The organism is Arthrobacter sp. yr096 (assembly GCF_900108925.1).
GTDB lineage: Bacteria > Actinomycetota > Actinomycetes > Actinomycetales > Micrococcaceae > Arthrobacter.
On record NZ_FNYI01000009.1, the window covers coordinates 1 to 15,213 of the forward strand.

The 15,213-nt window shown below is 61.3% G+C and carries 7 protein-coding genes and 1 rRNA gene; 1 reads left to right on the forward strand and 7 read right to left on the reverse strand.

Annotation, left to right across the window (positions count from 1 at the left end; translation table 11 throughout):
• From BMY91_RS19345 to BMY91_RS19360, 4 genes are all read right to left on the reverse strand, one after another.
• Nucleotides 1-163, reverse strand: a 16S ribosomal RNA gene (locus BMY91_RS19345); the annotation flags it as partial.
• Between the two features lie 487 nt (nucleotides 164-650).
• Nucleotides 651-4,304 carry a 1,4-alpha-glucan branching enzyme gene (locus tag BMY91_RS19350; protein ID WP_090824910.1) on the reverse strand — a complete coding sequence of 1,218 codons (3,654 nt, stop codon included), beginning with the start codon at nucleotides 4,302-4,304 and terminating at the stop codon, nucleotides 651-653.
• Nucleotide 4,305: 1 nt separating this feature from the next.
• Nucleotides 4,306-6,102, reverse strand: coding sequence for a maltose alpha-D-glucosyltransferase (gene treS, locus BMY91_RS19355; RefSeq protein ID WP_090824912.1), 1,797 nt, complete (start codon nucleotides 6,100-6,102; stop codon nucleotides 4,306-4,308).
• On the reverse strand, nucleotides 6,102-8,186 hold the full coding sequence (locus BMY91_RS19360; RefSeq protein WP_175538718.1) for an alpha-1,4-glucan--maltose-1-phosphate maltosyltransferase: 2,085 nt from the start codon (nucleotides 8,184-8,186) through the stop codon (nucleotides 6,102-6,104). Before BMY91_RS19360 ends, treS begins: the two co-directional genes overlap by 1 nt.
• 125 nt (nucleotides 8,187-8,311) lie before the next feature.
• Here BMY91_RS19360 and glgP point away from each other — a divergent pair, with 125 nt between their 5' ends.
• Complete coding sequence (gene glgP, locus BMY91_RS19365) at nucleotides 8,312-10,936, forward strand: alpha-glucan family phosphorylase (RefSeq protein WP_177179965.1); 2,625 nt, start codon at nucleotides 8,312-8,314, stop codon at nucleotides 10,934-10,936.
• Nucleotides 10,937-11,027: 91 nt separating this feature from the next.
• Here glgP and BMY91_RS19370 read toward each other — a convergent pair whose 3' ends face one another.
• The 3 genes from BMY91_RS19370 to BMY91_RS19380 form a co-directional block, all read right to left on the reverse strand.
• Nucleotides 11,028-12,938, reverse strand: coding sequence for an ABC transporter ATP-binding protein/permease (locus BMY91_RS19370; RefSeq protein WP_090824918.1), 1,911 nt, complete (start codon nucleotides 12,936-12,938; stop codon nucleotides 11,028-11,030).
• A gap of 104 nt (nucleotides 12,939-13,042) precedes the next feature.
• Complete coding sequence (locus BMY91_RS19375; RefSeq protein WP_090824919.1) at nucleotides 13,043-14,254, reverse strand: efflux RND transporter periplasmic adaptor subunit; 1,212 nt, start codon at nucleotides 14,252-14,254, stop codon at nucleotides 13,043-13,045.
• Nucleotides 14,251-15,099: a hypothetical protein gene (locus tag BMY91_RS19380; protein WP_143054087.1), complete on the reverse strand. Its 849-nt coding sequence runs from the start codon at nucleotides 15,097-15,099 to the stop codon at nucleotides 14,251-14,253. The genes BMY91_RS19375 and BMY91_RS19380 overlap by 4 nt, the downstream gene beginning before the upstream one ends.
• Between the last annotated feature and the right edge of the window lie 114 nt (nucleotides 15,100-15,213).

The window sequence follows — 15,213 nt, forward strand, 5'->3', positions numbered from 1 at the left end:
ACCCAGTTTCCCAGGCTTATCCCAGAGTCAAGGGCAGGTTACTCACGTGTTACTCACCCGTTCGCCACTAATCCACCCAGCAAGCTGGGCATCATCGTTCGACTTGCATGTGTTAAGCACGCCGCCAGCGTTCATCCTGAGCCAGGATCAAACTCTCCGTTGAAGTAAAACAAATCAAACAGACACAACCACACCCACCGGAAATAACGGCAAACACGGCTGCACAAAATTCGAAACCAGCTGAAAACCAGACCACCACACACGGGGGTGCGCGACAATCCGGCCATAATTTCAACCAATCAAAAAACAATCGGTATCAACAAACTTGGCACACTATTGAGTTCTCAAACAACAGGTCACTATTCCGAAGCAGTACCACCAGCCTTCGCTGGATCGCTCCGGAGCAACTTTTCAAGCTTACCGGCTAGCTTCCTTCGAGTCAAATCGGCATGCTTGACTTGATTTTTCCTTGCGGTATCTTGTCAGCTTGCGATCTCTACTCGTGGAGCAGCGCGGGTACTAACTATACCCCTACTTCCCCGGGATGGCAAAACCGGTGAACGACACACCCTCTACGCCGAGCAAAAACCCCGAAAACAAAGGGAAGAGGGCCTGAAGAGCAAGCCTTCAGACCCTCCTAACCCCGGCTGTTACTCAGCCGGCGCGAACCAGGAAGCTCCGAGCGGCGGAAGCGTTACGGTCAGGACGGCCGGCTGACCATCTGTCCCTGGAGCGGCAGCCTTCAAGGTTCCGGCGTTGACCACTCCCGAGCCGCCGTAGCTTTCTGAGTCGGTATTCAGCACCTCCACCCAGTCCCCCGCTGCCGGAACACCCAGGATGTAGTCCTTGTGGGGACCGCCGGAGAAGTTCACTGCGCACACCAACGGCTTGCCTTGGTGATCCCAGCGGATAAACGTGAGGACGTTGTGATCGGCGTCCCCGCCGTTGATCCATTGGAAACCACCGGCCTCGTTGTCGCGTTCATAGAGGGCCGGCGTGGACGAATACACCTGGTTCAGGTCCTTGATCAGCAACTGGAGTCCCCGGTGAGCAGGGATATCGGCAAGGAACCAGTCCAGTCCGTACTGTTCGGACCATTCCGCTTCCTGGCCGAATTCAGTGCCCATGAAGATGAGCTGCTTGCCCGGATGCGCCCACTGGTAGGCGAAGAAGGCACGCAGGTTGGCCAGTTGCTGCCACCGGTCACCGGGCATCTTCCGCAGCATGGAGCCTTTGCCGTGAACTACTTCGTCGTGGCTGATGGGCAGCAGGAAGTTCTCAGTGAAGGCGTAGACCAGGGAGAACGTAATGGTGCCGTGGTGCCACTTGCGGTTGATGGGATCCTCGGAGATGTACTTCAGGGAGTCATGCATCCAGCCCATGTTCCACTTCAGGCCGAAGCCGAGCCCGCCGTGGTTGGTGGGAGCCGTGACGCCAGGGAAAGCGGTGGATTCCTCGGCAATGATGATGGCACCCGGGTGGGACTTGTACACCGTGGCGTTGACTTCCTGCATGAAGGAAATGGCTTCGAGGTTCTCGCGGCCGCCGAACTTGTTGGGCCTCCACTGCCCTTCTTCACGGGAGTAGTCCAGGTAAATCATCGAGGCCACAGCGTCCACGCGCAGGCCATCGATGTGGAATTCCTCAAGCCAGTACAGTGCATTGGCCACCAGGAAGTTCCGGACCTCGCTGCGGCCGAAGTCGAAGATGAGGGTTCCCCAGTCCGGGTGTTCTCCCAGCGCGGGATCCGAGTGCTCGTACAGCGGCTGGCCATCAAACTGCGCCAGCGCCCAGGAATCCTTGGGGAAGTGTGCGGGTACCCAGTCCAGGAGGACGCCGATTCCGGCCTGGTGCAGCGAGTCCACCAGGAACCGGAACTCATCCGGGTGACCGAACCGCGACGTAGGCGCGAAGTAGGAGGTCACCTGGTAGCCCCATGACCCACCGAAGGGGTGCTCTGCAACCGGCATGAACTCCACGTGCGAGAAGCCAAGCCACTTGACGTACTCCACCAGTTCCTTGGCCAGCTCCTTGTAGCCAAGCCCCAGACGCCACGAGCCCAAGTGGACTTCGTAGACGCTCATGGGCGAGTTGTGCGGATCCCTTTGTGCACGGGCACTCATCCACTCCGCGTCCTTGAACCTGTAGCTGGGATCCACCACGCGTGAAGCCGTCAGCGGCGGTACCTCAGTACCGAAGGCCAGAGGATCAGCCTTCTCTACCCAGTGCCCGGCCTTGGTCAGGATCTCGTATTTGTAGCACGCCCCTGCTACAACGCCCGGAATGAACAGTTCCCAGACGCCGGAGGAACCCAGCGAGCGCATTCCGTGCGAGCGCCCGTCCCATCCATTGAAGTCGCCCTTGACGCGAACAGCCTGCGCGTTCGGCGCCCACACGGCGAACGAGACACCGTCCACGTCGCTCAGTGCGGAGCGGTAATGCTGGACGTGCGCCCCCAGCACATCCCAGAGACGCTCATGGCGACCCTCGCCGATCAGGTGCAGGTCCACTTCACCTACGGTAGGCAGGTAGTGGTAGGGGTCGTCGATGGTGACGGGTTCGGCGTCGTACACCACGTCCAAACGGTAGTCCGGCACGTGGCCGGCCTGCAGCGGTTCCAGGACCGCGGTCCAGACGCCATGCGACTCATGGGTCATGTCGGTGCGGCCGGCTTCGGTCACAACAACCACTGACTTCGCGAGGTGCTTCACAGTACGGATGGTGACGTGGCCATGGTCGTCCAGGTGTGCGCCGAGGACGGAGTGCGGCGCGTGGTAAGCGCCCGCTGCCACGCGTTCCAAGGTCTCGGAGTCCACGTGCAGGGGAACTCGGGGCCGTTCGGTGCGTGCAGAGCCAGTCATGTCATTACCTTCCGCTGTAGCTGCCGCATGCTTGCCGCGGCTTGTGTTGTCGAGGATTCTTCGCGATGCCATCACCGGAATCGCCAGCCAGTCAGGCCGGTTCCGCAGCTCGTAAACCACCTCGTATAAAGCCTTGTCCAGCCACAATGCCACAAAGAGCGGCGAGCGGCGGTCTATGGTTCCCGGGGTGACTTCGCTGTACCCCTCCAGGAACGCCGTCGCGCAATCGTCCACCCAGGTTTCAGGCACGGTGACGTCCGAATTCTCGCGCGTGGCAGCTCCGGCGGCGTAGTCAAAGGAACGGAGCATGCCCGTGACATCACGTAGGGGAAGATCAGGTGTGTTGCGCTCATCAATGGTGCGGAGCGGCTCGCCCTCAAAGTCCAGGATGGCCCACCGCCCCGGCTGGCCGTCAGCACCCGGCACCCTGAGAATCTGTCCCAGATGGAGGTCGCCATGAACGCGCTGCAGCTGCCCAACGTCCAGGGGGTCCAGGGCCGCCAGCAGGTGGTCGAGGTTGGCGTCGTAAGGTCCGACGGCGGAGGCCGCCTCAGCCCACGACTGGCGCATGCGCCGGGCCACAGTCGCCATGATGTCCGGGCCCTGCGTTTGGCCGTCCAGAACCCCAAATGTTTCCGCGAGCCTGGCGTGCACTGTGGCAGTGGCGGCCCCGAGCCCGCGGGCCTCAGCGGTGAAGTCCTTGCCCGAAGCGGCCGCGTCAACAGCCAGGCGCCAGGCATCCAGGCCGCCCACGAGGAACTCGTGTGCCACCGTCAGTTCGCCGGTGGCGGCCGCGGAACCGTCCGACGCCGGTACGTCCCATGAGCCTGTGATCCAACCGAGCGTCGCGGGAACCTCGGTGGTCCCGGCAGCGGTCAGTGCCGCACCAAGCTCCACTTCGGGGTTCTTGCCCGGTGCCAGCACACGGAAAATCTTGACGATGGCTGCCGAATCACCGTCGTCGATGATGACCGATGTGTTGGACTGCTCGCCGGAAAGCACCTTCACAGACGTGGGGTCTTCCGGGAGGGCGACGCGGCCACGCGTGAGGTGCCCTCGGGCGCCAGCGACGGTACCTTCGCTGCGCATGAGCCCCAGCCAGGCGGTGATGAAGTCCGGATCGTAGGCGGCGTCGTACACCAGCTGCAGGCCCGAATCATCCGTCAGCTCACCAACCAAAGCGCCGGGAGCTTCAACCAGCGGTTGGCTCCGGTAACTCAATGGAACCTGGACAACGTCAGTCCGGGGACCGCCGTCGGCCGTCCGGTAGGTGACCGCCAGCAACACCACCTCAAACGCGGGATCGCCACCGGAGACCGGGAGGCTGAAACCGCCCACCTGCTCCAACGCAAAGTCGGGGCTCTTGACCGGGAACCAGCGTTTGCCGGGAAGCCAGGTCCGGAGAAGTCCTTCAATGGAGGGGTTCAAGTTTTCCTTGCTCATCTCATCCTTTGGAGGTCACCACTGGAATCGCCTGGGTAAAAGGCGATGAGGGATTGGAAAATGCCGAACGCACCCGCAGCCAGTAGAAGCTGTGGCTGCCCAGCATCACGGTCAGGTGACCGTTGTCCCCGACGGCCGGGAAAGGCTGGCCGCCAAAAATATCGCGCAAGCCACGGCCAGCGAATTCAGGAAGGTCAAGGGTGGCGGCCACGGGATGCTGTGAGAGGTTGAAGACGCAGAGAATGTTTTCGCCGTCCTCCCCTTCCGGGTTCCCGGCCGGCAGTTCGCGGACGTATGCCAGCACCACTTCGTGGTCCGCTTCGATATGCCGGAAGCCGCCCAGGCCAAACACGGGGTGGTTCTTCCGGACACTGAGGATCTGCCGGGTCCACCGCAGCAGCGACCCTGAATGCGCGGCTTCGGCTTCAACGTTGGCCATGCTGTAGTTGTAAACCAGGGATTGGATCACCGGAAGGTACAGCTTGCCCGGATCCGCTCCGGAGAAACCCGCGTTGCGATCCGGGTTCCACTGCATGGGCGTGCGCACGGCATCACGGTCATCAAGCCAGATATTGTCTCCCATGCCGATCTCGTCCCCGTAATACAGGAACGGACTACCCGGCAGGGAAAGCAGCAGTGCGTTGATGAGCTCGATCTCGGAGCGGGAGTTGTCCAGTAAGGGAGCCAACCTGCGCCGTATCCCGATGTTGGCGCGCATGCGCGGGTCCGGGGCATACCAGCCGAGCATGGCAGCACGCTCCTCGGCAGGAACCATCTCAAGGGTGAGCTCATCATGGTTCCGCAGGAAAGTCCCCCACTGGGCACCCTTGGGAATCTCCGGGGTGTCCCTCAAGGTTTGGATGATTGGCGCGGCCTTCTGGTCCCTGAGGGCGTAGTAGAGCCGCGGCATGATCGGGAAGTGGAACGCCATATGGCATTCGGGGGCCTCTTCGGTGCCGAAGTACTCCACCACTTCATGGGGCGGCTGGTTTGCCTCGGCGATGATCACCCTGCCGGGATAGTTCGCGTCCACCATCCGGCGCAGGTCCTGCAGGAAGGCATGGGTTGCCGGCAGGTTCTCGCAGTTAGTGCCGTCTTCTTCGAACAGGTACGGAATGGCGTCAGCCCGGAAACCATCAATCCCCTGATCCAGCCAGAACCGGATGACGTCATACAGGGCCTCAACGACCTTGGGATTCTCGAAGTTCAGGTCCGGCTGGTGGCTGAAGAAACGGTGCCAGAAGAACTGCCGGCGGATGGGATCGAAGGTCCAGTTGGATTCCTCGGTGTCCACGAAGATGATGCGGGCGTCCTGATACTTCTCATCCGTATCACTCCACACGTAAAAGTCCCCGTAAGGACCGGTGGGGTCCTTGCGGGACTCCTGGAACCAGGGATGCTGGTCCGAGGTGTGGTTCAACGGAAGATCGATGATCACCCGGACACCGCGTGCATGGGCCTCGGCAACCAGCCTTTTGAAGTCGCTGATGGTGCCGAATTCGTCCAGCACCGAGGTGTAGTCCGCGATGTCGTAACCGCCATCGCGCAACGGGGAATGGAAGAACGGCGGCAACCAAAGGCAGTCCACGCCCAGCCACTGCAGGTAGTCCAGTTTGTCGATCAACCCATGGAAGTCGCCGGAACCATCCCCGTTGGCATCCGCAAAGGCCCGCACCAGTACCTCATAGAAGACTGCCTTGCGGTACCAGTGCGGATCATGCTGGAGACCGGGGGCGTTCAACTCGAAGGTGTTCTTCGGAGTGAAGTACTGGCTGGGATTTTGCGGAGAAAAACTCACTAAGGCTGCCTCCGGATGCTCAGTATGTGTGCCGGTTCAACGTGGGCATCCAACCGGACGTAGTTGTGCTCGCCCCACTCCCAGCTCTGGCCGCTGATGAGGTCGTCCACCCGGAACCGGCCGTCCTCGTTGAAGTCCGAAGGATCCAGCTCCAAGGCCGCGAGGTCCAGGGACACTGTGCTTTCGCGGGTGCTGTGCGGATCCACGTTGACCACCATGATCAACGTGTCCTTGGTGCCGTCCGGCAAGGTCTTGTGCTTGGAATAGACGATCGTGGCGTCATCCGTGCTGTGGTGCACGGTGAGGTTCTGCAGGTCACCCAACGCCAGGTGGTTCCTGCGGATGGCGTTGAGCCTGGTGATGTACGGCGCCAAGGTCCGGCCAGACTCGGCTGCGCCCTCCCAGTCCCTCGCCTTGTACTCGTACTTCTCGTTGTCGATGTACTCCTCGGCACCCGGCCGGGCAACGTGTTCGTACAACTCAAATCCGGCATAGACGCCCCACAACGGGCTTGCCGTCGCGGCCAACGCGGCGCGGATCCGGAAAGCGGCCGGCCCACCGAACTGCAGGTATTCGGTGAGGATGTCCGGGGTGTTCACAAAGAAATTAGGCCGGAAGAACGCAGGGCTTTCGTGGCTGACTTCCAGGAAGTACTTCTCCAGTTCGGTCTTGGTATTCCGCCACGTGAAGTACGTGTACGACTGCTGGAATCCCGCCCGGCCAAGGGCGTGCATCATGGGCGGCCGGGTGAAGGCTTCCGCGAGGAAAACAACCTCGGGGTTCTTTTTGTTGATCTTGCCGATCAGCCATTCCCAGAACCACACAGGCTTGGTGTGGGGATTGTCCACGCGGAAAATCTTCACACCGTGACTGATCCACAGCTGCACGATCCGAAGAATTTCCTTGGAAAGGCCGGTCGGATCATTGTCAAAGTTCAGGGGATAAATGTCCTGGTACTTCTTCGGAGGGTTTTCCGCATAGGCGATGGAACCGTCCACGCGTGTGGTGAACCACTCGGGGTTCGAGGTCACCCAAGGATGGTCGGGCGCAGCCTGCAACGCGAGGTCCAGGGCAACCTCAAGGCCCAGCTCTCCGGCACGGGCAACAAAAGCATCGAAATCCTCGAACGTTCCCAGTTCCGGGTGGATGGCATCGTGGCCGCCGTCCTTGGAACCGATGGCCCACGGCGAACCCGGGTCCTGCGGCCCCGGCGTCAACGTGTTGTTGCGTCCCTTGCGGTGCTGGAACCCGATCGGATGGATGGGTGGCAAGTAGATGACGTCGAAGCCCATGTCCGCCACGGCGTCGAGCCTCTTGGCTGCGGTCCGGAAATTACCTGAAGTCCACACTCCTGTTGAGTGGTCCAGTACGGCGCCTTCGGAGCGCGGGAAGAATTCGTACCAGGAACCGCGTCCGGCGAGGTCCCGCTCCACCTGCAGTGGGAAGCGCTCGGAGACGGTCACCAACTCACGGATCGGGAAACGTTCGACGGCGGCAAGCACCTCGGGGCTGAATCCGGCGCCAAGGCGCTCCTCGGCAGTCTTGCTTGTATCTGCCAGCACCACAGAAGCGGCACGCAAGGTGCGCTTGTCCGCACCTGTGCGGGCGGCGTCGTCGGCTGCTCCGGAGAGGAGCGCGGCGCCTTCGGCGAGCATCAATTCGACGTCAATACCAGCGGCCACCTTCACCTCGGCATTGTGGTGCCAGGTGCCGTAACGGTCGTGCCACGCTTCGATGACGAATGACCAGGCGCCCGTGCCGCCCGGCGTGATCAAGCCCTCCCAGCGGTCCAGGCCCTTCCACTGCTCACCCTCTGCAGGGGTAAGGCGGACACGCTGGCGCTCCCTGCCCCTCGGATCAAGCAGCACGGCGGAGACTCCGAGCTGGTCATGGCCTTCCCGGAAGACCGTGGCACCCACCACAAGGTCCTCCCCCGGCAGGGCCTTCGCCGGGAAACGGCCACCTTCAACCACGGGCTGGACGGCCGTGATCGGGAACCGGCCAAAGCGCAGTCCGTCGGTGATGTCCGTTTTCGTCTTGGATTTCAGGGCGGTGATGGTTCGCGCGGTATTCGTCACAAGCACGACGTTAGCGACAAAAATCACAGAATGCTAAGCACACGACCTTTCTCCTCGACGCAAGATGTCTTTTACCTAAAAGAAACCCAAAGCAGTTCCGACTGCCATGTCAGTCAGTTAGTGTGGCGCTCGTGAAGGCTATTCGAAGGTTTACAGTCCGTACCGTCCTCCCCGAGCCCATCCGGCCCTTGGCCCGTTTGGCGACCAATCTGCGCTGGTCCTGGCACCGGCCCACCCGGGAACTTTTTGCGAGCCTCAACCCGGCTCTCTGGGAGGCGTCGCAGCACGACCCCATAGCTCTTCTGGGCTCGATCAGCCGCGAGCAACTGCAGGATCTGGCCAACAACACCGATGTGGTGGAACGTGTGCAGCACGCCGCGGCAGATCTTGACCGGTACCTCAGCGAACCGCGCTGGTACCAGGGCCTCGGCGAAGACGCTCCGGCCTGCATTGCGTACTTCTCACCGGAATTCGGTATCACCGAAGTCCTCCCCCAGTACTCCGGCGGCCTTGGCATCCTGGCCGGCGACCATCTCAAGGCCGCTTCGGACCTTGGCGTCCCGCTGATCGGCGTCGGACTCCTGTACCAAGCCGGCTACTTCAAGCAATCCCTGTCCCGGGACGCCTGGCAGCAGGAAACCTATCCCGTGCTGGACCCCGACGGCCTGCCGCTGACCCTCCTCCGCCACCCGGCCAAAGACGGCGTGCCCGGCAAGCCCGTTCATATCTCCCTGCCGCTGCCCAACGGCCGCGAGCTTCACGCGCACGTGTGGCGTGCCGACGTCGGACGTGTTCCGCTGCTGCTGCTGGACTCCAACGTCCCCTCCAACGACGAAGCCGCGCGCGGCATCACCGACCGCCTGTACGGTGGCGGCGGCGACCACCGCCTCCAGCAGGAACTCCTCCTGGGCATGGGCGGCGTCAAGGCCCTGCGCGTCTACCAGGAACTCACCGGCACTCCAGCGCCTGAGGTCTTCCACACCAATGAGGGCCACGCCGGTTTCCTGGGGATTGAGCGCATCCAGGAAGCCATGTCCAATCCCGAGCACCCCCTCAGCTGGGACGAAGCCCTCGCCGCCGGTCGCGCCTCCACCGTCTTCACGACGCACACGCCCGTACCCGCCGGCATCGACCGCTTCGAGACCGTGCAGATCAAGCACTTCTTCGAATCGGGCCTGGCGCCCGCCGTGCCCACGGACCGGATTCTGGAACTCGGCCGCGAAAACTACGACGGCGGCAACCCTTCCGTTTTCAACATGGCAGTGATGGGCCTGCGCCTGGCGCAACGAGCCAACGGCGTGGCCAAACTGCACGGCGTAGTGTCCCGCGAAATGTTTGCCGGACTCTGGCCGGGATTCGACCACTCCGAAATCCCCATCACCTCCGTCACCAACGGCGTCCACGTACCCACGTGGGTTGACCCGCGCATCTCCTCCCTGGCACGTACCCAGTTCGGTGCAGAAGCCGAAGCACTCGGCCGCTGGGACCTCGCCTATAACGTCAGCGACGAAGACGTGTGGAGCCTCCGCCGGGAACTGCGCGCCCAGCTGATAGACGACGTTCGACGCCGGCTCCGGGCCTCCTGGAAGAAGCGCGGCGCAGCCGATGCCGAACTTGGTTGGACCGACTCCGTGCTGGACCCGGACGTGCTCACCATCGGCTTCGCCCGCCGTGTGCCCACCTACAAGCGGCTCACCCTGATGCTGCGCGACCCCGCCCGTTTGAAGGCCTTGCTGCTGGATCCCAAGCACCCCATCCAGCTGGTCATCGCCGGCAAGTCACACCCCGCCGATGACGCAGGCAAGAAGATGATCCAGGACCTGGTCCGCTTCACCGACGACCCCGAAGTCCGGCACAGGATCGTCTTCCTGCCCAACTACGACATCGCGATGGCACGGACACTGTTCCCGGGCTGCGACGTCTGGCTCAACAACCCGCTCCGCCCCCTGGAAGCCTGCGGCACCTCCGGTATGAAGGCAGCCATCAACGGCTCGCTCAACCTGTCCGTCCTGGACGGCTGGTGGGACGAAATGTACGACGGCGAAAACGGCTGGGCCATCCCCACCGCCAACAACAACGCCTCCGCCGAGGAACGCGACGACATCGAAGCCGCAGCCCTCTACGAGCTGCTGGAAACCCAGGTGGCCCCGCGCTTCTACGGAACCACGGTGGCCCAGGGCGCCGGCGCTGCAGGACCCTCCGAGTCCAGCCGCGAGACCGTGCCCACCCACTGGGTCTCCATGATCAAGCACACCCTGGCCAACCTCGGCCCGGCAGTCTCCGCGGAACGCATGCTCCACGACTACGTCAACGACCTCTACTGCCCGGCAGCCGTTTCCGGACGCAGGGCAGTTGCCGAGTCGTTCAAGGAAGCCAAGGAACTCGCCGCCTGGACCACCAAGGTCCGGAACGCCTGGCCGCAGGTGGTGGTGGAGCACGTGGACTCCGTTGGAGTCTCCGAGGAACCCCAAGTGGGCGACAGCCTCCAAGTCAACGCCTACGTAGCGCTCAACAGCCTCACCCCGGACGACGTCTCCGTGGAGGTCGCCTTCGGCCGCGCCGAAGAATCGGACGAGCTTGAGGACATCGTGGTGGCGGAACTGGACTCCCTTGAGGACCTCGGCAACGGCCGTCATCTCTTCAACGGATCCTTGGTCATCAACCGATCCGGTTCGTTCGGCTACACAGTGCGCGTGTTCCCGAAGCACAGCGCGTTGGCGTCGAAGGCTGAACTTGGGTTGATCGCGAACGCCTAGTCCGTATAACGCTGCTGGCCCGCTTTTCCGTTATTGCTCAAGGACGGGAAAGCGGGCCAGCGACGCTTAACTCGCGACGTGAAGGGGATTGCTAGCCGCGAATTGCGATTGCGGGGTCTTGACGACTGGCAACCCAGGCAGGGTATATGGCGCTGACGATGCCGGTGCTTGCCCCCAGCAGGAGACCCACCAGCCATAGCTCCGGGGGCAAAACGGGGGGCCAGGCCTGGATCCACGAGACACACAGCGTGGTGGCATTTCCGATGATGCCGCCCAGGGAACCTGCTGTGATTCCAACGATAAGACCCTCAAGAATGAAGGATCGGCAAATGAGCCATCGACTTGAGCCAATCGCTCGTCGAAGGGCTATCTCCGCCGATCTGTTCTGAACGGTCAAGTACATTGCGGAAGCCGCAGTGATGACGGCCAAGATCATCAAGACCAGCGACAGCAGCGCGATCAGTGACCCGAGATCGTTGGAGACCCCCTGCCTGATCGACTGAATATCGGCCGTGACATCCACCCTTGCCTTCCCTGGGTCGCTGGGCGAGTACGCCAGCGGAGCTACTCGCGCGATCGCTGCGGCGAAGCCCTTTTCGGTTCGGACTTGAATTTTTAGCTCGGACCTGGGGACAGCCCGCATGATGCCGGCGTCGACGAAAACGGAGTTAGCGTACTCAGGGAATTGTGGGCCGGGATCGAAGACGCCAACAACCGGGACCAGCCGGTCATCGATCCATATGCTCGACCCGTCCGGAGGCCCGTTGATCCTGCTGTACGGTATGTCGAGCGCAATTGCTGCCTTCGTTGAGATTACGGCGAGGGGACCCGCTCGTGAATCGTCGAGGGCACTGCGGCTGTTCTGGGGTATCAGCTGGATTTCGAAGTCTTCGAAATAACTCTTCGACGAGGAATGGAGTGACAATGGCGTTTCGGGCTCGGGATCGGACGGTCCGATTCGTGTGATGCGTACGTCTGCCGGGACCGTTGAGTACACATAGGATGCGCCGACCACATGAGGGAGGCGTGTCATCCGTTCTACTCCGGAACGAAGCCCATCGAAATCATCACGAACCACAGCAGGTCCGTCTCCGACGGATAAGGACAACCGGTCCTGTGACGCAATCGCCAACCGGTTGTTGATGGCATTCGAAGTTGTCGAACTAATTCCAAGGGCACCCGTCATGCCCCCAATGGCAATCGCAAAAGCGAGGATCAGAAGCATTGTTCGGAGGGTACGGGCGGAGAGTGCGGTAAGCGCATCGCCCCAGTCATCCAGCAGGGAACACGCGATGCGGGACCCCCACTTCTGCTGGCCTGACGCTTTGAAGGGCTCCGGGACTGCGGGAACTTCAAACTGCGGCCTTGGCGGGGACTTGGTTTTTACGTCACCCGTGATTCGACCGTCCCGGATCTCAATCCGGCGATCGGTCTGGTTCGCCACGTCCACATCATGAGTGACGATTATGACTGTGACACCTTCGGAGTTGAGCTTCCGAAGGTAATCAATGACGCGGCTGCTGTTCTCGGAATCAAGATTGCCTGTAGGTTCGTCGGCGAGGATGATCCGCGGCTGCGTCGCAATGGCTCGTGCTATTGCCAGCCGTTGCCGTTCGCCGCCCGACAGAAATTTTGCTTGGACCCTGCGCTTATGTTCCAGCCCAACGAATTTCAGGGCGTCCAGGGCAGCCAACGCCCGCTGGTCCATAGGAACACCCTGAACCCTCAAGCCGATGGCCGCGTTGCTCATCACACTGTAGTCACCAATGACGTTTGAGGACTGAAAGACAAACCCCATCAGGTGCAGGCGCACCGCGTCGAGGCTTCGCTCTGCTGCGGTCTCGACTGCCTGCCCACGAATGGCGAGACGCCCCGAGCTTGCTCTATCCAACAAGCCCATGATGTTCAAAAGAGTCGACTTACCTGAGCCTGAAGGGCCCACAATGGACACGAACTCACCCGACCCGATGGTCAAGGAGACGTCGGATAAGGCCGGAGACATGGCACCTGGATATGTGCGCCATACTCTCTCCAGGCTGATGGCCGACGTGTTACCGGTGGCTGTAGGTTCCGCCCTGAGCGCGAGGTGATCCGATCGCGGGATCGTCACGATATCCGGACCTCGTCACCCTGGCTGAGTTCCCCAGAGACTGCGGCGAATCCGCCCCCTGACCGAAGGACGGTTATGGGGACACGCATTGCCTGGTCCCCTGAGTCTCCATCGCCTCCCCGGCGACTCAGAACGTAGGTTCCTTCGGCATCCTGTCGAATACCGGACAGCGGCACTGCGAGAGCCTGTGCCGTACTGCCCTGACCAGCTACGGTAACGCTTAGGTTGGGAGTCAATAGAGCAAGATCGGCTGTAGCTGTGGGCTCTACCGTCACGGGATTTCCCGCCCGTCGGCCATTCCCCGCATCCGTAAAGGGACCTACCTCAGTTATCCGTCCGGGCACTTGCTTCTCCGCGATCCTGACGGTGACATCCTGCCCAACCCTGAGAGACCCAGCCTGCTCCACGTCTGCGACAAACTCTACGAAGTTCTCTTGGGTCTGGACCGTGGCGAGGGGGCTTTGGTCCGTGACTTTCTGCCCTATGCCCAGCGCTGAGACGATGGTGGCGCGGGCGACAGGGAGGCCGATCAGTTGCCTGAACGGGATCGACACCGCAGGGGATATCGAGTCGCCCGTTTCCGGGGACTCCGGTGTGGCTCCGGGTTCGACTTGTTGAATTTGCCCGGAGGGGATTCTCCCGCTGCTCAAGGTGAATCCTTCGCTGGCAAAGAATGACGATGCAGCCTCCATGGTTGCGCCGTCCAGGTGACCAGATTCGTGGGAAAGGTATCCAATCTGCATCAGCGCGCGTTGCAGAGCCAGGACGTCGTCTCCCTCATCACCTCGGGCGAGATCGCGATACAAGGGAAGCGGGGCTGGCAGGACAAAATAGGGCTTGCCGGAAACTACACCGGCAAGGTCACCCCACTCCAACGTGTCCCCCGCCTTGAGCGTCTGACGAACCACCATCGGTTCTTGTCCCTCTACATCAATCTGGATCGGCACAGCCGGGCCGGCCTTAATGACGCCGGAATATGTAAGCCGGTCATCGACAGTACGATTTTCAACCGTTGCATAGACGGGGATTTCGGCCATGGAGTTCTCGGGCCGAATGATCTCAGATTGGTCAAAGACACGTCCGGCCAGCAGACCCACCCCCGCGGACAAGACCGCGGTAATTGCCAACAGGAAGACCAGCCAACGTCGCGAGAGTCGCGTCAACCCGACAGCTGTAGCCGTTCCCTGCCGGGGCCGGTCATCATTCACTGCGTCTCTTTCAGCAACTTCTCAGCAGCATCCACGTACTTCTGGCTCTTCTTCTTGAGCTCAGTAAGAACTGCCTCATTCTGCTTGATGAGTGGCAACTGGTAACTTGCTTGAATATCACCGAGAGTTTGGGTCAGCCGGACCGCCTGATTGCATTCGGCCTCAATCGTCGCAATTCGGATACCCTCCGCGGCGTCGGACGTCGACGGGTTTTGCTGATCTGTCCTCACCTGAAGGTCGAAAGACTGCTGGCTCGACCACTTGGCGTTGGCGGGGTCCAGTCCCGGCGTCAAACCTGCCGCTGAGACGCATGTGTCCCAGTCGTCTTTGGCGTTGTTCCAAGCTTCAGTTTCTGACGCCAGACTGAGGCTCTTCAAAGCGATCTCAGCTGCAGCGCCGCCGTTCATCAGCTCGTCAGGCGGAGTGATTTCATCGATCTTGCTCTTTTCGCTGGCAAGACACTCATACCTGGCCTCCCCCCACGCGCCCGCCTCATCATGTTTCTGGTTCGATTGAGCGTCTTCTCCAATGAGCCGGAAGCCGAACTTTCTCACTCGCTCGACGTTCCACACGCCAAAGTTCCGGTTTTCGGCCTTGGGATAAGCTGTCGTCGGATCATCCATGAAGCCAAATCTCTTCATGCACGTTGTCATGACGACTTCCCTCGCAAGGAGAATACGAGAGCGCTCAAGGGCAGAAATTCCGTACTCGTCAACCGGGAACACGATCATCGAGTTCTGGTAATCCAGATTCACTTTTCCGGATGGGTCCGGCGTCAGTGAATTCACCGCAGCTCCAGAACACGATGAAATAGCCAACGCTGCGCTTGCGGCAAGTGATGTCACGACGAACCTTGTCCAGCGCGACCCTCGTTCAGGAATTATTGTCGACACTTTCCGCGTCCAATCTCATTTCTTGCGCCTCATGTGAATACCGGGCGCCGCGCCAAAAGAAACTCT

Excerpts from the sequence above, each read along its gene's own strand:
- BMY91_RS19350 (WP_090824910.1), bottom strand. The coding sequence starts at position 4,304 with ATGAGCAAGGAAAACTTGAACCCCTCCATTGAAGGACTTCTCCGGACC.
- BMY91_RS19370 (WP_090824918.1), bottom strand. The coding sequence starts at position 12,938 with ATGTCTCCGGCCTTATCCGACGTCTCCTTGACCATCGGGTCGGGTGAG.